The following is a 20200-nucleotide window of genomic DNA, read 5'->3' as shown; positions in this document are numbered from 1 at the left end:
CTCCTGTTAGTGTTCATATAAAGGCTAACATTCCATACAAATCCTATCGTAGGAATAAAGAAATTATTTATCTAAATTTGAATTGAAAACACAGTAAAAATGTGTCAACCTATTTCAGGACTTTACAAAAAAACAGAGAAATATTAAAAATGAAAAAATATATTTTAACAATATTCTTATTTAGCTTTTGCCTAATTTGGTCTCAAAAATCAAAATCTCTAAAAAATCAGAAAGTATATCTAAAAGAAGCACAAGAATCTCTTAATAAATCAGATAATGCGAGTGCAATAGGATTTTACATATATGTTTATGAACTAAATCCAAATAATGATTTAGGGAAAATTGCCAAAATAAAAACAGATTCTTTAAAATCGGTACCAAGAAAAAAGTATATAGAAAGTATTATTGGTAAATGGAATCTAAATAGAACTGGTTCAAATTGGGGGTTCGAAAACTATAAAGATTCATTAAATAATCAAATATTAATTATTGAAAAAAACAAACTTATCTTTTTCAATCAAAACAAATCTACAAAGGAATTAAAACTAGTAAAATCTGAAGATTTAATTTTTTTCACATCAGTAAATGAAGATAATTACTCAAATGAGTTATTATTTTCAGACAATGAAATTTGGAGTTTTAGCATAAATAAAAATAATTCTGAATTAAGACAATTTTATTCAGGACAAAAAACTGAAAACGGAAGAACTGAAATGGTTTGTGGAAATTCTGAATTATATTATACAAGATTAGAAGACTAATAAATGCATCGCCCAACAGCCGTTACAAGATATTTGGGCATTAGACTAAATTTAAAGATGGTTTTGTACTTGGAAAACTTGTGCATAATGGAAAAATCTCGCATCTTTAATCCCATATAACTTGTAGCGCCAAGACGTTAGCAGAAAGTTTACAAAATCGCAACAAATCGACAAATGAAGACAATTGTTCAACAATTAAGAAAAGAAAAAAACTTAACGCAAACTGAACTTGCTGAAAAAAGTGGGCTTTCGTTGCGAACAATCCAGCGAATTGAAGCTGGAAATATTCCAAAAGGATTTACATTAAAAACACTTGTAAAAACTTTTGAAATCGAGCCTGAAAAATTAATTTCTGCCAAAGAAATCACAAAAATAGACAGAGCAAAATTAATTAATCTTTCCTCTTTAATGGGACTTATAATACCATTTGGTGGTGTTATTTTTCCACTAATATTAACAAACAAAACCAGCGACCAAAAAAATAAAGAGCTTGGCAAAAACATCGTAAGTGTGCAAATTATATTAACCGTTTTGCTTTCGTTTTCGCTTATCATAAGTCCATTTATTCAAAAGGAATTATCGCTTAGTTTTCCACTTTTTTTAATCCCATTACTTACAATTATTTCTTTAAAATTAATGATCAACATCATAAATGGCATTAGTTTAAATAAAAACGAAGATTTAAATAAGATTTTGAAAATCAATTATTTATAAATTTTGTCGTGTAATTGACATAAAATTGGCATATCGTTTTTTCAAAAAATATGGTTTTATAAATAGACTTTTGTAGAAAAGTAATCTTATGAAAATTTTAAAGAAAATCGTGCTCGTTTTTTTGGTTGTTTTGGTTTTAGGTTTGCTCGGTGCCTATATTTATTTTGACCAAAAATTCACACCCGAAAAAAATTACCTAACTGTAGAAAACGAAAGTGGAAATATCCCTTTTACTTGGCTGGGTAATTATAAAAATGTGCTGTTACTTCCAATTCATTTCCCAAATGACACAGCAACTTATTATTTGCAATTTGACACAGGTTCACCATCAACTATTTTTTATTCAAAAGCAATTGATAAGCTAACGCAAATTAATGTAAATCAGGAACGAGCAAAAACAATATTTTACATTGGAAAATCCAAAATAATATCGGACAAGTTCCAAATTTTGAATATTGGTAATGATGATGATAAAAATGACACTTTAAAAATTATTGGAACAATTGGAGCAGATATTTTAGAAAATCGCAAAACCGTAATAAATTTCAAGGAAAATTACATTGCATTAAATCTATCAAATGAACCAACTCAATTTCAAGGAAAATTGTTTAATTTTAAATTCAAAAAAAGAAAAATTATATTTCGTGGTTTGTTAAATGGAACTGAAGAAAAATTTTTGTTTGACTCGGGAACAAGTGCATACGAATTGCTAACAAACAAAGAAATTTGGGAAAAGCTGAAACTTCCAAATTCAAAAATTAACATCGAAAAATCAAAATCTTGGGATAAAGTCTTGACAACTTACACCGCAAATTGCAACCAAAATATTCAATTTTGCGACAAAAAGATAAAATTAACCAATGTTACCTATGTAGAAGGATTTTCACAAACTCAATATTCGATGATGAAATTTTCGGGAATGACAGGAATGTTGGGCAACAAAATATTTTTAAATAATTGTTTGTATATTGACTGCATCGAAAACAAAATTGGAATAGAATAAAAAACCTCAGCTTACAGCAGTTTCAAGAGATTTGGGCATTTGGCTGAATTTAAAGATGTTTTTGTACTTGGAAAATTTGTGCATAATGGAAAAATCTCGAATCTTTAATCCCACTACTTCTTGTAGCGCCAAAACGTTGGCAAAAATTATAAAAGATGATCCAAGATAGAAAACATTTCAGAGGAATATTTATAATTTCAATTATTATTTTAATTGTAAATGATATATTTCTAAAAAGTTATTATTCTAATTTTTTTACTGGAAAATTATCAGATGTCGCAGGGCTTTTTGCATTTCCATACTTTTTGAGTTTATTGTTTCCCGAAAAAGTAAAACTTAACTATTTAGGAACTGCAATATTATTCATTTTGTGGAAATCCGAAATAATACAACCAATTCTTGTTTTTTTTCAATCTATCGGGATTGGGTTGAATAGAACAATTGATTATTCAGATTTAGTAACATTATTAATTTTACCAATTTCATATTTATATTGGAATTCCAATTTATATGATTACTTGACAAGTAAAATCAATTTTAAACCTATTATTCTTTCCGTATGTTCTTTTGCATTTATTGCAACATCATTGCCTAAAGCACACGGAGAAATAAAATTAAAATCAAATTTAGAAATTACCTTAAAATTAGAAAAACAAGAAGTAATAAATAAATTAAAATTGGAAAAAGTTTATGGCAGTGCTCAAGATTATAATTATGTTTTTGAACTTGAAAAATCAAAAAGTGAAATAACTTCTACAATAAAATTAAAAAAACTAGATAATGGATTGATTAGTATAAAATTGGATAGTATTTTAGAATCAGAAACAAGAGGAAGTCTTTTTTTTGGAGTAAGTAAAGATGATATAGAATATTTAGACAAACTTACAATAAGAGATTATGAAAAGATTTTTTTAGAAAAAGAAATTACAAAATTATATGAAAAATAACTTCTACCAACGGGCGTTTGGCGAGATTGGAGTTTTAGGCTTAATTTGAAGATGGTTTTGTAGTTGGAAAATTTGTGTTTAACGGAAAAATCTCGGATCTTTATTCACAAACCGCTTGTAGCTCAAAGATGTATTCAAGTTTTTAGAATGTATTCATATCAAATCCTCAAAATTCAAATAAAAAATATTTATAAAACTATGAAAAACAATAAAGGTTCCTTTTTAATTGTAATTCTCATTGTGCTGTTGATAAATAATTTATCGGCACAAAATAACAAAGTAAATCAAATTGATTCGATAATGAATAAGTATTATCAAAACGGAACTTTTAATGGAAATGTACTTATTTCAAAAAATAACAAATTAATATATAATAATTCATTCGGGTATAGTGATGAAACTAAAACAACAAAATTAACCACTGATTATAGATTTAATATTGGTTCAATAACAAAAGAATTTAGTGCTGTTGCTTTATTAAAGTTGCAGGAACAAGGAAAATTGACTTTGGACGATAAGGTTTCAAAATTTATTCCAGAATTACCAAAATGGTCAAATGAGGTTGCCATTAAGGACTTACTAAAATATACAAGTGGCATACCAGACGTAAATTGGAAAAAAATAAAAAACGACAAAGATCTTTTTGAAGATTTAAAAATAATCGACAGTCTTGACTTTATACCTGGAACAAATTACGATTACAATAACAATAATATCTTTTTACGGCACTTTATTGTGGAAAGAGTAAGTGGAATCTCTTATAAAGAATATGTAGAAAAATTCATATTCAAACCTTGTAAAATGATCTCCTCATTAATGACCCCTTTTGAAAATGAGCAAAATATTGCCAAGGGATTTAATAGTAGTCTAATAAGAGATAAAAAAGATTTACCAATTACAGGTGGAATTTATATAACTACAATTGATTTATTAAAATGGGCAAATTTACTACACTCTGGTAAAATAATAAATAAAAAATCTCTTTATGAAATTGGTCAACGTTTTAATTCAGAAGAAACACAATCAGCTTTAGGTAATGCAACATACAAAAATCAAAATTTAATTTTACATACCCATCACGGAAGAGTTGGAAATTATGAAGCATTATTGATTTCAGATATTGATGAAAAATTCACAATAGTTTTGCTTGACAATAATTATAAAGGCAAAATTTTTGAAATATCAGAAGCAATTATAACAATCTTAAAAAAATAAAAAAATAGCATATTAGAATGACTTTTTTATGAAAAATAAAATTTAACATAATTAAAGCAATTAATAAAGTTATTATTTAATAAGGTAAAAGTCTCTGATTAAACTCAACAATGCCAACATCATATTATAAATCATTCAAAAAAAATGCTTAAACTTTTAACTAAAAGATTAATTCTAATTCCTTTTACGATAGAAATATGTGAAACCATTTTGAAATTAGATTTTAAAAATTTAGACTCCCTAAAATTAAATAGAGCCTTGGGTTGGCCGGATGCAGAAGTTCTTGAAACTTTACCAAAAATCATAGAAAATTTATCAAAAGTAGAAAAACCTACGGGATTTGAATCTTGGATGATTATCAAAAAAGAAAATTATGAAATAATTGGAGATCTAGGATTTAAAGGCTTTAATCCTCACGATAATAATATAGACCTTGGCTATGGTATTATTGAGGAAGAACAAAAAAAAGGATACGCTCTTGAAGCAACAAATGAACTTATTGCTTGGGCTTTTTTAAATCCAATTGTAAAAGAAATTACTGCTAGATGTTTATTGGAAAATGAGGCGTCTATTCATTTACTAAAAAAATTAAATTTTAAAATAATAAAACAAGATAAAGAAATGATTTATTGGTGTTTGCCAAAATTTTCTTTTAACTTTTAAAATTAAATACTATCAACCTCAAAAAAAATAGTAATAACTATTTTAATCATTTTTTATCATAATACTAAATTTTTCTTACAATAATAAATTCCTTTAGATTATATTTGAATGAAAATCTCTGATTTTTAATCTATTAATCATTTTTTAAAAAGTAATAAAATGAAAAAAAATATTGGAATATTCATTGTTTCATTTCTTATTTTTTCCTGTAACAATTCTGCCAAAAAAGAGCAATCTGAGGGAAAGGTAATTGATAGCTTACCCAAAATAGAAAATAAATCAGATGCTAAAATTAAAACAAATGTTGATTTTAAAATTGATGACATTGCTGAATCTACTGCTGAACTTGGTGTTTTTCCCTATATAAATCCACCAGAAAATTATACTTATGGTTACGACAAAAATATTAATAAAAAAGACATACGAGATTTTGATAGAGAATATTTTGCAGTTGCGGGCAAATTAATTCCTGTTGATGGAAAAACTTTTAAATCGACTATAGAGAAAGATAGAAGTGATGGAAAAAGATTTAATAGTTTACTAGTTGGAAAAAACTTTGAAGAAGCAATTTTAGATTTAGGTGGTGTTAATGTTAATAACGTAACGGTTCCAAAATCAGAAATTGAAAGAATTGGCAACACAGAATTAATAGACAAACATTATGGTTTTTCTATAGATTATAACTTATTAGACGCAATCAAGACATATATAATTAAAACCAAAGACAAAGAAATTTGGATTCAATATTATCTATTAAATGATGAAAGTGGTGCTATTACAATTTTAGAAAAAAATACCAATAAAAAAACTTAAAATTTAAAAACAACACTTTTAGAAGATTGATAAATAAGAGAATAAATGTTTAGAATATTAAATATAAATTAGACAAATCACTAGATCTTTTTGATGGCGAAATAGCAGTATAATTACTTACAGCTGATAAAGAAATAAGACAAATAAATAAAAAGATGAAAACTACATTGTTTGTTATTCCACTACTGATATGTAACAGCATTTTTGGACAAAATTTACACACAAGTGATACCATTGCAATGGGTCTTAATGAGTATAACACCATTTTTATAAAAGCTATTTTTAACCATAAAGACACTTTAAATTTAAATTTTGATACTGGAACAACAGAACTCGTTTTAACAAATGATGTTCTGAATAATAAAGTGAAGACAAAACCAGCACTTTATAACACATTGTACGATTTACAAATAGGAAATACTACTTACAAAACTAAAGTTTATGATGCCGAATTAGCAGGACATGGAACTGAAGGAAGATTTGGCTGGGATTTTTTTAAAGGAAAAGTTGTTGAAATTAATTACGACAAAAAGTATTTGATTATACACTCTTTGATGCCATCTTATGCATTGTTGGATTCTAACTTCACTCAACTAAAAATGGAGTTTTACAAAACTTTATTTTTTGTGTCAAGTGAAATAAAGCAGAGTAAAAAAATGGTAAAAGACCTTTTTCTATTCGATACTGGATTTGAAAGAACGCTTATGTTAGACCATAATCTCTTGCAAGCAGCTCACTTTCCTAATACAAAAATGAGATTTATAAAAGAAATAGTAATGAAAGGCGCACAAGGAAACGAAATATCGGTAACTACTTCAAACCTGAATCGTTTTAAAATAGGAAAATACGAACTCAAAGATATTCCTGTTCAGATCACAACTGCACAAAAACCAGTCTGGGACAAAAATGTACACGTTTTAGGAAATGAAATTTTAAAACGGTTCACGATTTTACTTGATTTTCAAAATAACCTCGTATTGATGAAACCTAATGCTTTATTCAATGATCTGTATATTGACCAAAAATAAATCAAGTTGTATGATAAAGGAATTTGACCTTTTGTATTAATAGTGGTTTTAGAGTTTAATGAAAGTACTATTTTTAAGTTTTTAATTGTAATTAAAATACGTTTTAAATCTTAAAAAGTATTCAATTAATACAAACCTCGCTTGTTTTTTTTAAACGAGGTTTTACTAATTTCAGTTAATTAATCTAAAATTTGTGCTGCATGTTCTTTTGTCTTAACTTTTTCTATGACAGAATCAATAATTCCATTTTCATCAATAACAAAAGTGGTTCTGTGAATACCATCATATTCTTTGCCCATAAATTTTTTAGGACCCCAAACACCAAATGCTTCAATCAAAGACTTATCTTCGTCTGCTAAAAGAGGGAAAGGAAATTCATACTTCTCTTTAAATTTTAATTGCGCTTTTGAAGAATCGGCACTAACACCTAGTAATTCATAATTGTTTGCTTGAAAACGTTCGAAATTATCTCTTAAATCACATGCTTCGGCTGTACATCCTGGTGTGCTTGCTTTAGGATAAAAGAAAACTACTAATTTTTTTCCCGCATAATCCGATAATTTATGCAATTGACCATCTTGATCTAATCCGGAGAAATTAGGCGCTTTATCTCCTTTTTTTAATGTTGTCATATATTTTATTTTAAATTATTTATAAATTCTTTCTGTATTGAGTACTTGCCCCAGATGGCACTGAAAAGCCCGGATTGAAAAAAACTATTTTTTCTTGTTTATAAAGAGCGACCGGTAGGAAGCTCCTTTATAAATTTAGAAAAAAAGTTTTATGAAGGAGGACTTGTAAGGAACAGCTGGATTAGGCACATCGTAAAAATTACAGTATTTTTACAGTGCTAAAAATACAAAAATGAACAAACAGGAACGGGTAACTTTTGTTATAAATACGTTAAAAGAATTATATCCAACCATTCCGGTGCCACTTGATCATAAGGATCCTTATACGTTGTTGATTGCGGTTTTATTGTCAGCACAATGTACTGATGTTCGCGTCAATCAGATTACTCCATTGCTATTTGAAAAGGCAGATAATCCGTATGATATGATTAAAATGTCTGTAGAGGAAATTAAGGAAATTATTCGGCCTTGCGGTTTATCACCTATGAAATCTAAGGGAATTCATGGTTTATCTCACATTTTGATTGACAAGCATGATGGGAAAGTACCTCAAAGTTTTGAGTTTTTAGAAGAATTGCCAGCTGTTGGTCATAAAACGGCTAGTGTGGTGATGTCTCAAGCTTTTGGAGTACCTGCTTTTCCGGTTGATACACACATTCATCGATTGATGTATCGATGGAATTTGACTAATGGAAAAAATGTGGTTCAAACAGAAAAAGATGCCAAGCGAATCTTTCCAGAAGAAATATGGAATGATTTGCACTTGCAGATTATTTGGTATGGAAGAGAATATTCGCCCGCGCGTGGCTGGGATTTAGAGAAAGATATTATTACTAAAACCATTGGAAGAAAAACAGTTTTAGACCAATATTATAAAAAAAATAAATAAAAAAATCCCAATATTTAAACTTGAAAATATTGGGATTTTTTATCTAATTAATACGTAATTAAGTATTTAATTAGAAATAATTTCGAAACTTTTATTATCAATTTTTACTATGCTTAATGCTTTAGAATAGCTTAATAAAAAAGAAACTGTTTCTTCACTAGGTTTCATTACTTTTGAAACTAATGCTTTTTTTGAGTAAATTTTTGCCATATCGTAATCCCTATTTGCTTTTATATAACAACGCAGGTCACTAAAATATATTGTTAATTGGTCAAAATAATTTGGTGTTTATCAATCACTTTTCTCAAATTCATCAGTGCATAACGCATTCTTCCTAATGCAGTATTGATGCTAACTCCCGTAGATTCTGAAATTTCTTTGAAACTCATATCCTGATACATACGCATCACTAAAACCTCTTTCTGGTCAATAGGAAGTTCTTCTATTAGTTTTTTGAGATCAATTTCTACTTGATCGGCAATGATTTTGTTTTCGATATTCATAGCGTCATCAGACATAATAGAGAAAATAGAAAACTCTTCAGTTTCTCTATATAAAGGCATTTTTTTGTTTTTACGAAAATGATCTACTACTAAATTATGAGAAATACGCATTACCCAAGGTAAAAATTTACCTTCCTCATTATACGAGTTTGATTTTAAGGTTTTAATTACTTTGATGAAAGTATCTTGAAAAACATCGTTAGTAATGTCTTTATCTGCTATTTTAGAATAAATGAATCCGTAGATTTTTGACTGGTGCCTTTTTATTAGTGTAGCTAAGGCATCCTCATTACCTGCAACATATTCCTTAACTAATGTCGCGTCTGGAAGTTGTATATTAACCATAATAATACTTTTTAGTTTTTAATTAAAATTGGTAGATTGCTCTAAAAAGTAGTTTTTGATTATAGGCTTTGTTTATTTGGGTTATTGTGTGGTCAAATTTAACTAATTATTATTTGAAGAAGCAAGTAATGTTAAAAAAATTTAACATATTAAAATTATAATTTGTTACAATAGCTCTTACTCCTTTTCGACTGATCTAGGATTTTTTAATTTTTCAATGATACTGTAACTTAAGCTAAATTAGGCACATTAAAAAAAGGGCTAAAATAATTATTGATTATCAGAGAATTAAATTCAACCTTTATCTTAATTCAAGTTTACATTAAAAATATTTTAGCATCAAGAAAAGTAAAAAGCAGTTATCGGAATAAGAAAATGAAAGTTGTGGGTTTTAATGGTTTCTGTCTCGTTATTATTTTGAAAAAAAAATGAATTTATTTTTTTAATGGTAAATACAAATACCTCACACCAAAAAAGAGTATTTCCTCCCTACTTTAATCATTATTTGTGATTTGTTCATTCCTCTTTCTCTGTTTAAAATTGTTTACTTTTGTAAAAATTATCATTTTTATGCAAGTTGACCTTTCTAAATTAGATCCAAAGAAAAATATCATTATAAAAGGAGCACAAGTACATAACTTAAAAAATGTAGATGTTGCGATTCCTAGAAATAAATTAGTTGTTATTACTGGACTTTCAGGTTCGGGAAAATCAAGCTTGGCATTTGATACGCTTTATGCCGAAGGACAACGTCGCTATGTAGAAAGCTTATCTTCTTACGCGCGACAATTCTTGGGAAGATTAGACAAACCAAAGGTAGAATACATAAAAGGAATTGCTCCAGCTATTGCTATCGAACAGAAGGTAAATACAACCAATGCGCGTTCTACTGTAGGAACCTCTACAGAAATCTACGATTATATAAAACTACTTTTTGCTCGAATTGGAAGAACGTATTCCCCTGTTTCTGGTCGGGAAGTCAAAAAAAATACGGTAACAGATGTTGTTTCTGATGTAAAAACTTTTGAATTAGACAGCAAATGGTTACTCCTCGCTCCTATTCATTTAGAAGAAGGAAGAAAATTAGAAGACAAACTAAAAGTACTTTTGCAGCAAGGTTTTGCAAGAATTTTAGTAAATAACGAAATGGTTCGCTTAGATGATTTACCCGAATCATTACATAAAAAAGAAATACTTTTAATCATTGACAGAATTGTAGTTAAGGAAGAAGAAGAGTTTTATAATCGTCTTGCCGATGCCGTACAAACTGCTTTTTTTGAAGGCAAAGGAATTTGTTATTTACAGGAATTAAACGCTGATAAAAAATACTCCTATTCTAACAATTTTGAAATGGATGGCATTACTTTCTTGGAGCCAAATGTTCATTTATTCAGTTTTAATAATCCGTATGGAGCTTGTCCGGTTTGCGAAGGCTACGGAAATATTATAGGAATTGATGCCGAATTAGTAGTTCCTAATACTACTTTATCGGTTTTTGAAAATGCCATTTTTCCATGGCGTGGTGAAAGCATGAGTTGGTTTAGAGATGAATTGGTAAATAACGCTTATAAATTTGATTTTCCGATTCACAAACCTTTCTTTCAGTTATCTGAAGATCAAAAAGAATTAATTTGGACTGGAAATGAATATTTTCAAGGATTAAATGGCTTTTTTAAGGAATTAGAAGAAAAAAATTACAAAATACAAAATAGGGTAATGCTCTCTCGTTATCGCGGTAAAACCAGATGTTATTCTTGTAAAGGAAAGCGCTTGAGAGTGGAAGCATCCTATGTAAAAATCAATTCAAAAACAGTTTCAGATTTGGTAGACTTACCAATCAAGCATTTGGTTCGCTTTTTTGAAAGTATCGATTTAGATGTTTATGAAAAACAAATTGCCAAACGTTTATTGCTAGAAATAAACAATAGATTATCGTTTCTAACCGAAGTAGGATTGGATTATCTAACACTAAATAGAAATTCTGCAACGCTTTCTGGTGGAGAATCACAACGTATTAATCTAGCCACTTCATTAGGAAGTAGTTTGGTGGGTTCGATGTATATTCTAGACGAACCTAGCATTGGTTTACACCCAAAAGACACAGAGCGATTGATAAAAGTATTGCTTTCATTAAGAGACCTAGGAAATACTGTTATTGTGGTAGAACACGATGAAGACATTATGAAAGCAGCCGACATGATTATCGATATTGGTCCAGAAGCAGGAACTTTAGGAGGTAATCTTGTCGCTCAAGGCACATTTGAAGAAATTCTAAAATCGACTTCATTAACCGCAAAATATTTAAATGGAGACTTAGAAATTTCAGTTCCTAAAAAACGAAGATTATTTAAAAACTACATTGAAATAAAAGGAGCAAGAGAAAATAATCTTCAAAATATAGATGTAACTTTCCCTTTAGATGTTTTAACAGTAATTACTGGAGTTTCTGGAAGTGGAAAAAGTACCTTGATTAAGAAAATTTTGTTTCCAGCCATGCAGAAAAAGTTGGATAATATAGGCGAAAAGGCGGGCCAATTTACTGAAATAACTGGTTCTTTTTCTCAAATTAAACATATTGAATATGTAGATCAAAATCCTATTGGTCGCAGTTCACGCTCTAATCCGGTTACGTATATCAAAGCCTATGATGACATTAGAGAATTGTATGCAAGAGAAAAACTATCAAAAATAAGAGGATATCAGGCCAAACACTTTTCCTTTAATGTAGATGGTGGGCGTTGTGAAACTTGCAAAGGAGAAGGTTCTATAAACGTAGAAATGGTCTTTATGGCCGATGTACAATTGCCTTGTGAAACTTGCAACGGAAAAAGATTTAAAAAAGAAGTACTAGAAGTTAACTTTGAAGGCAAAAATATACACGATATTCTTACGATGACTGTTGATGATGCAATTGCTTTCTTTATCGCTAACAAGCAAGCTAAAATCATTCAGAAATTACAACCGCTGCAAGATGTTGGATTGGGATATGTACAATTAGGACAATCTTCCTCAACACTTTCTGGTGGTGAAGCACAGCGTATTAAACTAGCCTCTTTCTTAGTAAAAGGAGCCACCAAAGACAAAGCACTTTTTGTTTTTGATGAGCCTACAACTGGATTGCATTTTCATGACATCAAGAAATTACTAACCTCTTTTGATGCTTTACTAGAGAAAGGACATTCTATTATTGTTATTGAACATAACCTTGATCTTATAAAATGTGCCGACTGGCTGATTGATCTAGGACCTGAAGGAGGAGAAAATGGAGGTCAATTATTAGCAGTTGGAACTCCTGAAGAAGTTGCAAAAAATAAGAAGTCTGTTACTGGAGCCTACTTAAAAACAGTATTAAAGAAATAAAAAAAAGCCGATAAATACAAAATGATTTATCGGCTTTTTTTATGTTATGAATTAATTAGAATCTGTAACCTAAGCTTAAACCGCTTCGAACTCCGCCCCATGGTCCACTGATGTTAATTGTAGCCCCGTTTGCATTAGCTTTAGCTTTAATATCTCCTAAAGGAAGATCAATATCGTCAAGTTCTCTTTGAAGTTCTGATTGCTCATAAGGTGTCAATAATCTATCTGTTTTTCCAACAAAATCACCTTTTGAAGTACCGTAATGTGGTCCTACGATCCACCAGTCAAGAATAATGTGTTTTCCTAAATTAAATTGAGCTCCAAACTGCAATCCAAAAGTATTTGCAGTAAGTTTACCACCCATATCAATATCTTCTTTTTGAGTACTAAGATCACTATTATATTCAAAATTAATTCCTGAAATGTCATATTTTAAGTGTCTGTAAAAAGGAGCAATGTAAAATCCTTTTCCGTATCCTTGTCCTAGATAAAAACGAATTTCTGGTGTAATTGCTGAATATCCTAACTCTGTATTGTTAAGCATTCCTTGACCTTCACTGTTATTAGAAACTAGCTCGTTTAATTGTGATTTGAATGGTACAGCACCTTTATTTATAAAGCTATATCCAATTACAACTCCAATACGTTTAGTTAAACTTCTTTCGTACTGTAATTGAAAATTTTTGAATGCAAGACTAGTTAAACTAATTTTTACATTATTTTTTTTAGGCCCATCAATATCATCCTTAACAGATATTAAAGAAGTTGAAACAGCAGTTATTGAAGTAGTCTGCGAAAAAGCGATTGCAAAATTAAATAAAATTGCAATAATTGTAAGTAAAGTTTTTTTCATAAGTAAATGTTAAAAATATATAATTCGGCAAATATATATTAAAAACACTTCTCTTCAAAAGGATTTCCATCTTCATCAATTGCGATCAGAATTTTCTTGGCTTTAGAGGAAACTTGACTAATGTAAATCCAAGCAATAGACCATAATCCGAGCGTTGCACAGAACATAAAAAAATTAGAAATATGATCTACTTTTTTCTTATTCTTCATTAAAATTGCATACGGTAATTTATCATTCCTTTCTAATACTACAAATCCACTGTTCATTTTGTTTGTTAGAATAGATGAAAACTTTCTTAAATCTTCATCAATTTTACTTTTAGTCCTTTTCATATTCTAGCAGATATTTTTTGTCTTTTTTTCTTATTAAAGCTATTTCTAGCTCTTACAAATTTAAAGGCAAATTTAAAATCCTACAATACCCACTTTTAGTGATATTTGAGTTTTAAAAGGGATCAAAAACTATTTTATTTTTTTTAGAACGGAGTCAATAGCGTTATTAATTTCTTTAGAAACAACAAATTTATAATTAATGTAGACATAAAAAATAGTTACTAAAATTGATTTTAAACCTATTGAAATTATCGGATTAAAGGGAAATTCCCAGAAGTAAAACAATAAAAATAACAAAAAAGTAATTCCAAGAGAATGTAACGTTTGAACTGTAAAAGGAAACAAATGCAGTCGTTTAACCACAAAGAGCAACTTGGCTAAACTGTATAAAGTTATAGATAATAAAGTTGCAAAAGCACAACCCATAATACCATACATAGGAATAAATAACATATTTAAGCCAATTGCCACTGCCACTAAAAGAACTCCTAAAAATAATACTGCTCTGTAATATTTAGTATTAAAAATAATAGCATTATTATTTCCTAGAATCAGATCAAAGTATTTTGAAATACCAATCATAAATACTACTAAAATTCCACCACTATATTCCTTAGGAACCATTTCGTACAATTGATTTATATTGACAAATATCCCTAACATCACATAACCACCAACTACTTGCAGATTAATAGAGGTTTTTTTATACAGAACATTTAGCTCTTTAAACTTATTATCGTGCATTAATTTGGCTGTAATAGGATATACAATTTGATGCATCGCTCGACTCGGGACTGAAATTACTAACGCGATAAAAGTAGCGATTGAATAAAAAGCAATATTATCGATAATCATATATTGGTTGAGCATTATTTTGTCTCCATCCAATAACAAATTAGCGACACTTCCTGACAAAATAATATAAAAAGTATACGTCAATATATCTTTAGTATTTTTGGGGAGTGCCAATTGAAAAGTTGGTTTTTGAATTCGAAAAGCATATAACATAGTGACTACAAATGCCAAGAAATACAATCCAGCAGTTGCATAAACAAAACCTTCAACGCTCATCCAATCGAAATAAACGCCAATTAATAGAACTAAAGAAAATAGTCTTAAACCTACTTCTTTTATAAAATTACCAAAAACAGAGTGCATGTGAACTCTTGCCCAAGCATAAAATATTTCGAAATAGGCCATACATAAGCCAATAAAAGGAATCAACCAAACATAATTTTTGACAATTTCATTCTTTTTTGAAAGAAAGAACAATATTTCGTCATAAAAATAAAGTGCTGTTAAAACCATTGGTACTATCACCACTAATGGAAATAATACCGTAAAAGATAAAAACCTAGATTTTTCAGCATCGGTTTCATACTGAGAATAAAATTTAACTAAAGTATTTTGCATACCAATGGCAAACAAAGGCATGATCACATTAGCGCAAGAAGTAATATAATTTGTTAACCCATAAAATGTAGCACCCAAAAGTACCGGATATAAATAAAGCGTATTTATGGCTCCAATCCCAAAACCCAAATAAGTAATTATTGTATTCTTTAAAGATTGATTTAGTACGATTCCCATGAAAGGTTAAGGGTGTTAGGTTTGATATTAAAAAGGGGACTGAATCAAATGAGCCAGTTCTTTGGTTAAACTTTTTCTAGAATACTTTTGAAGTCCTACTCCATTTGATTGTAATTTCCCTTCTAAAAATTGATTATAAAAGTCTAAAATTACACTTTTTAACTTCATTTTTTCGGAATATTTCAAGAACACTCCTGTATTCGTATTGGTTATAATTTCTGCAAAATCAGAACCTTCAGGTCCAATAGCAATAATAGGTCTGTTAGAAACCATATATTCGAATAATTTGCCTGGAATAATACTTTTTGTATCCTCAGAGTCAATTTCTATCAACAATAAAACTTGCGATTTTCTTTGATGCGCTATGGCTTCTTTATGTGAAACGTATCCTAAATTATTTAAATAAAAATTTAAACCAAACTGAGTTATCGTTTCTAAAACCTCTTGGCTAACTGCACCAATTAATTTAATTTCTAAATGCGATTTGAAATCAGGTATTTCATGGACTAATTCTACTAAACTCTCCCATAAAATCAACGGATTTCGTTCCGATAGAAACGAACCAATATGAGCCAAACTGAATTTAGAATCTAAATTCTGTTTCTCCACTTGTTCGGCATCATAACCATTTGTAATCACTGTAATTGGTTTTGCGGTAATTGCCTCAAATTCGGTTTTAGTAGTCTTACTGGTTACTATAATCATATCGGCTGAATTCAGAACCTGGTGTTCTAAAAATTTATGCTTTTTTGCAGCAAAACTTGATAAACGCAACGATTTATGATAGCCAATAGTAGTCCATGGATCACGGAAATCAGCAAACCATTTTAGATCTAATTTCTGTTTTAATTCTAAACCAATAAGATGCAAACTATGCGGTGGCCCAGAAGTAATAATGGTATCAATATTATTTTGTACAATATATTTTTCTAAATAGGAAACAGAAGGTTTAACCCAAAACACACGGGCGTCTGGTATAAAAAGATTTCCTCGAATCCAAAGAAAGGTTTTGTCTAAAAAAGACTGTTTCTTTTGATTTGGAATAATGCCAGAGCTTATTTTTTTAGTTTTATTTTTGGAAAGAAATGAAGCCAGTTGATACGGTTCGAATATTTTATTTCTTAGAATAATTGCTTTATCTGAAACTTCCTTTACCAAATTTTCGTCCACAATAGGATAAGTTGGATTTTCTGGAATATAAACAATAGGCTGAATTCCAAAATCTGGTAAATATTTCACAAATTTCAACCAACGTTGTACGCCAGGTCCTCCCGCAGGTGGCCAATAATAGGTTATTATAAGGATTTTTTTATTTTCCAATTTAAATTTTAGTGCTCAAATTATGATTAATATTTTTTGATTGCAGGTTTTAAAATATTAATCTTTTAATTGCTATTTAATTTATCTAATTCTTCAATATCTAAAATGTCTTTCGGTCTATTTGATGCTTTTTTAGCAATAATTAAATTATCATAATCAATAAAAAAAACTGGTGTTTCTCCAATCAACACAACAGTTGCATTATCTAAAAGTGAATTAAATGATTTATCTTCCAAACCCTTTACAGCTGTCATAATATCTAATCTTAATCCATAATTCAAAGTAAAATCAGTCCATCCAGGAATGAATTGCATTGTTTCAATAGATTCAAAATCCCCTAAATTTATTGATTTTAAAGCATTTCTTAAATTAATACGATTTTCGATAGTGTCTTCTAAATAAATATCAATATCCCCTGTATTCCTATTATACCCATAGATGTTTACAGCAAAACCTCCAATAGTTATGTACTTAACTTTGTTTTTAAAAAAACTCTCCCAAATGGCAATTATTTGCTCATTCATTATTTTTTAGATTGTATTTTTTTTGCTGTTTTAAACATATATGAAACTTCAATTATTGCCATCAATCTTTCTAATCTTTCAAAATAAGAAAGTGCTTTCAATTCAGCTATTCTTTTAGCTTCTAACTCTTCTGGGACACCATAATTAAGTATTGCCGTTTTCATTATTGCTATTTTTTATTACAACAAATATACTAAATGATTGCTGATTGAAGATTAACGTCTCGAAGTTTCGGTATTGAATGCAGATTTAAAAAATCTTAAATCTGCAATCTTAAATCAAAAATCTTAAATCTGAACTCTTTTCTTTCTTTCAAAATAAACTCCTCCCACTAAAAGCAATAAGATTCCAAAACCACTAACTAAAGTAATTGTACTTCCTGTTTGTATGACTTGAGGTTCAAATTTGAATTCTATTGTATGTTTTCCTGCTGGAATTTGCAATCCTCTTAGAACGTAATCTACTCGAATATGTTCTGTTTTCTTTCCATCGATATACGCATTCCATCCTTTTTTATAATACATTTCAGAAAAAACAGCTAAACCTTCGTTCGAATTATCTGACTTATATATTAAATGGTTGGGCTTGTAAGAATTCAAAGTAATTCTTGCTAGGCTATCTTTGGCGAAAGCCTTACCATTAATTTTAAAATCTTTATCATTGATAACGGCCACATTCTTAGAATCTAAACTGTCCAACGCTTTCATCTCTTGATCTGGAGAAGAAACGATTTTTACTTGACTCACAAACCAAGCATTCCCATTTGCATCTGGATTTACTGTTGGAAATTCATTTCCTTCTTTATCTCTTTGGATAACATACTTAACGTTAAGCATGCTTAGAATTTCGATATTGTTTTTAGCGATTTGATAATCTACTAATTGTTGCATTCTTCGAGGTCTAACAGCACTATAACCACCGATAGATTTATGAAAATAGGAAGCTCTTGCGCCTAACAAATCAGCAACTTCAAAAACTCTGTAATTAGAAGTATCTTTCAAAATCTGTGCATCTGCTGGGGTTTCAGTAAATGGCATTGTTACTTCACTACCTCTAACAAAATCTTTTGCAGAGACGTATTTTTTGTCCACAAAAAACAAATCAGAAACCATAATTAAACCAATAATTATAATAGCGGTTTTTTGAGCCAGTTTGTCTTTCATTGCAAACCACAAAATTCCTCCTGTCAATACCATGAAGAATCCTGAACGCAATAAATCGGCACTGTATAAACTCATACGATCTAACTTAAGTGCCGCTACAAAATCAGGTCCGTAACTTTCTCTGTAAGCAGCATCACTGCCTCCAGAAAAACTAAACATACTTTTACTCAGGAATAGAATTATTATAATTCCTAAACCAAGAATTGCAGTTTCATATAGAGCTTTCCATTGTAGTTTTTTATCCAATTGAAAGTAGGATTGTAAACCCATGATAGCCAATACTGGAAAACACAACTCTAAAACAACTTGTATAGAAGAAACAGCCCTAAACTTATCATATAAAGGAATGTAATCTATAAAAAAGTTAGTCACAACAGGGAAGTTTTTCCCCCAAGAAAGAATTAATGCTACAATAGCTCCTGAAAGGAATACATATTTTATTTTACGTTGATCTATAAACAAAGCCAAAATCGCTAGAAAGAAAACTACAGCCCCAATATATGCGGGAGCTGCTACGATAGGCTGATCTCCCCAATAGGTTGGCATTCCCGATACAAAATCAGTTGCTTGCGCTTCAGGAACTCCTTGGCCAATCATAAATTCGTACATATGACTGTCCTTGCCTACCGCTTCATTATTAGAACCTCCAAATAATCGTGGGGCAATCAAATTGAAACTTTCCATAATCCCATAACTATACTCCGTAATATAGTCTCTACTCATTGAACTTGTTGTTTCGTTCTTTGAACCATTAGGATTAAAAGTCAATTCGCTTTTACCACGAATACTAAAATCGGTATATTCTGTTGTTGCTAATAAATTTGTAGCATTGGCGCCAATGGCAAAAATTCCAGCAATTGCTAATGTCCCCAAAGAATAAAGCATCGCTTTGTACTCTTTATCTTTTATTTGCTGATAGATGAAATAAGCGCAAAGTATCAATAAGAAAATTAGAAGGTAATACGTCATTTGAAAGTGATTCGCACTAATTTCTAATGCTGTCGCAAAAAGGGTAAGAAGACCTCCGAGAATATACTTTTTTTGAAAAACTAAAATAAAACCCGCAATAACAAGAGGCATGTAAGCAATAGCATGTGCCTTTGCATTATGCCCTACTCCGAGAATAATAATCATATAAGTGGATAATCCGAACGCTAAGGCTCCAAAAAAAGCTTTCAAAGGATCTACTTTAAGGACTAACATTAGTCCATAAAAACCTAAAAAATATAAAAATAAATAATCGGCAGGACGCGGCAAAAAACGCAATGCATCATCAATAGCACCTATGTAATCATGAGGATATTTAGCCCCCAATTGGTAGGTTGGCATACCGCCAAAAGCAGAGTTTGTCCAATAAGGTTCCGCATTATCAGTAGCTCTAAAGTCGTTTTGTTCTTTAGCCATTCCAGTATATTGCACAATATCTGATTGAGAAATTTGCTTTCCTTGCAATACAGGATAAAAATAGATTAAAGAAACCAATACAAAACCAAAAATGGCAAGTGCGTGCGGATAGAACTTATTTATTATTTTCAATTTAAAAAA

20 protein-coding genes are annotated in these 20200 nt (G+C 29.7%); 10 read left to right on the top strand and 10 right to left on the bottom strand.

Annotated features, from left to right (window positions below):
- The first annotated feature begins 149 nt into the window (after nucleotides 1–149).
- The 8 genes from J3S90_RS15125 to J3S90_RS15090 all read left to right on the top strand — a co-directional run bounded on the left by J3S90_RS15125 (nucleotide 150) and on the right by J3S90_RS15090 (nucleotide 7144).
- A complete protein-coding gene (locus J3S90_RS15125) occupies nucleotides 150–761 on the top strand; it encodes a hypothetical protein (protein WP_188051624.1) in 612 nt (203 codons plus the stop codon).
- A 174-nt stretch (nucleotides 762–935) separates the two neighbouring features.
- Entirely contained in the window at nucleotides 936–1475 is a 540-nt protein-coding gene (locus J3S90_RS15120; RefSeq protein WP_210646880.1) for a helix-turn-helix domain-containing protein, read from the top strand.
- An 88-nt stretch (nucleotides 1476–1563) separates the two neighbouring features.
- Nucleotides 1564–2478: a hypothetical protein gene (locus J3S90_RS15115; protein ID WP_210646879.1), complete on the top strand. Its 915-nt coding sequence runs from the start codon at nucleotides 1564–1566 to the stop codon at nucleotides 2476–2478.
- A 155-nt stretch (nucleotides 2479–2633) separates the two neighbouring features.
- The gene (locus J3S90_RS15110) at nucleotides 2634–3425 is read left to right on the top strand and encodes a hypothetical protein (protein WP_210646878.1); all 792 of its coding nucleotides are present in this window, start codon (nucleotides 2634–2636) and stop codon (nucleotides 3423–3425) included.
- 198 nt (nucleotides 3426–3623) lie between these two features.
- Nucleotides 3624–4640, top strand: coding sequence for a serine hydrolase domain-containing protein (locus tag J3S90_RS15105; protein ID WP_210646877.1), 1017 nt, complete (start codon nucleotides 3624–3626; stop codon nucleotides 4638–4640).
- 144 nt (nucleotides 4641–4784) lie between these two features.
- Nucleotides 4785–5303 carry a GNAT family N-acetyltransferase gene (locus J3S90_RS15100; RefSeq protein ID WP_210646876.1) on the top strand — a complete coding sequence of 173 codons (519 nt, stop codon included), beginning with the start codon at nucleotides 4785–4787 and terminating at the stop codon, nucleotides 5301–5303.
- A 159-nt stretch (nucleotides 5304–5462) separates the two neighbouring features.
- Complete coding sequence (locus tag J3S90_RS15095) at nucleotides 5463–6116, top strand: hypothetical protein (protein ID WP_210646875.1); 654 nt, start codon at nucleotides 5463–5465, stop codon at nucleotides 6114–6116.
- A gap of 155 nt (nucleotides 6117–6271) precedes the next feature.
- Complete coding sequence (locus tag J3S90_RS15090) at nucleotides 6272–7144, top strand: clan AA aspartic protease (RefSeq protein WP_210646874.1); 873 nt, start codon at nucleotides 6272–6274, stop codon at nucleotides 7142–7144.
- A 179-nt stretch (nucleotides 7145–7323) separates the two neighbouring features.
- Here the strand turns inward: J3S90_RS15090 and bcp are convergent, their stop codons facing one another.
- On the bottom strand, nucleotides 7324–7776 hold the full coding sequence (gene bcp / locus J3S90_RS15085; protein ID WP_210646873.1) for a thioredoxin-dependent thiol peroxidase: 453 nt from the start codon (nucleotides 7774–7776) through the stop codon (nucleotides 7324–7326).
- Nucleotides 7777–8008: 232 nt separating this feature from the next.
- On the opposite strand from bcp, the gene J3S90_RS15080 reads away from it, so the two are divergent.
- On the top strand, nucleotides 8009–8665 hold the full coding sequence (locus J3S90_RS15080; RefSeq protein WP_210646872.1) for an endonuclease III domain-containing protein: 657 nt from the start codon (nucleotides 8009–8011) through the stop codon (nucleotides 8663–8665).
- A gap of 66 nt (nucleotides 8666–8731) precedes the next feature.
- Here J3S90_RS15080 and J3S90_RS15075 read toward each other — a convergent pair whose 3' ends face one another.
- Nucleotides 8732–8875, bottom strand: coding sequence for a hypothetical protein (locus tag J3S90_RS15075; protein ID WP_188051614.1), 144 nt, complete (start codon nucleotides 8873–8875; stop codon nucleotides 8732–8734).
- Nucleotides 8876–8928: 53 nt separating this feature from the next.
- On the bottom strand, nucleotides 8929–9513 hold the full coding sequence (locus tag J3S90_RS15070; RefSeq protein WP_188051613.1) for an RNA polymerase sigma factor: 585 nt from the start codon (nucleotides 9511–9513) through the stop codon (nucleotides 8929–8931).
- A 570-nt stretch (nucleotides 9514–10083) separates the two neighbouring features.
- Here J3S90_RS15070 and uvrA point away from each other — a divergent pair.
- Nucleotides 10084–12873: an excinuclease ABC subunit UvrA gene (gene uvrA, locus J3S90_RS15065; protein WP_210646871.1), complete on the top strand. Its 2790-nt coding sequence runs from the start codon at nucleotides 10084–10086 to the stop codon at nucleotides 12871–12873.
- 55 nt (nucleotides 12874–12928) lie between these two features.
- Here uvrA and J3S90_RS15060 read toward each other — a convergent pair whose 3' ends face one another.
- From J3S90_RS15060 to J3S90_RS15030, 7 genes are all read right to left on the bottom strand, one after another.
- Nucleotides 12929–13726, bottom strand: coding sequence for a DUF3575 domain-containing protein (locus tag J3S90_RS15060; protein WP_210646870.1), 798 nt, complete (start codon nucleotides 13724–13726; stop codon nucleotides 12929–12931).
- A 38-nt stretch (nucleotides 13727–13764) separates the two neighbouring features.
- The gene (locus J3S90_RS15055; protein ID WP_210646869.1) at nucleotides 13765–14058 is read right to left on the bottom strand and encodes a hypothetical protein; all 294 of its coding nucleotides are present in this window, start codon (nucleotides 14056–14058) and stop codon (nucleotides 13765–13767) included.
- A gap of 129 nt (nucleotides 14059–14187) precedes the next feature.
- Complete coding sequence (locus J3S90_RS15050; protein ID WP_188051609.1) at nucleotides 14188–15648, bottom strand: lipopolysaccharide biosynthesis protein; 1461 nt, start codon at nucleotides 15646–15648, stop codon at nucleotides 14188–14190.
- Between the two features lie 27 nt (nucleotides 15649–15675).
- On the bottom strand, nucleotides 15676–16968 hold the full coding sequence (locus J3S90_RS15045; protein ID WP_210646868.1) for a glycosyltransferase family 4 protein: 1293 nt from the start codon (nucleotides 16966–16968) through the stop codon (nucleotides 15676–15678).
- A 65-nt stretch (nucleotides 16969–17033) separates the two neighbouring features.
- Nucleotides 17034–17492: a hypothetical protein gene (locus J3S90_RS15040; protein ID WP_210646867.1), complete on the bottom strand. Its 459-nt coding sequence runs from the start codon at nucleotides 17490–17492 to the stop codon at nucleotides 17034–17036.
- On the bottom strand, nucleotides 17492–17656 hold the full coding sequence (locus J3S90_RS15035; protein ID WP_210646866.1) for a hypothetical protein: 165 nt from the start codon (nucleotides 17654–17656) through the stop codon (nucleotides 17492–17494). The genes J3S90_RS15040 and J3S90_RS15035 overlap by 1 nt, the downstream gene beginning before the upstream one ends.
- A 123-nt stretch (nucleotides 17657–17779) precedes the next feature.
- Nucleotides 17780–20191, bottom strand: a complete 2412-nt coding sequence (locus J3S90_RS15030) for a YfhO family protein (protein ID WP_210646865.1) — start codon at nucleotides 20189–20191, stop codon at nucleotides 17780–17782.
- Nucleotides 20192–20200: the final 9 nt, after the last annotated feature.

Origin of the sequence: Flavobacterium flabelliforme (genome assembly GCF_017948675.1) — a bacterium.
GTDB lineage: Bacteria > Bacteroidota > Bacteroidia > Flavobacteriales > Flavobacteriaceae > Flavobacterium > Flavobacterium pygoscelis.
The sequence above is the reverse complement of the archived record's forward strand: the minus strand, read 5'-3'. Positions and strand labels throughout refer to the sequence as shown.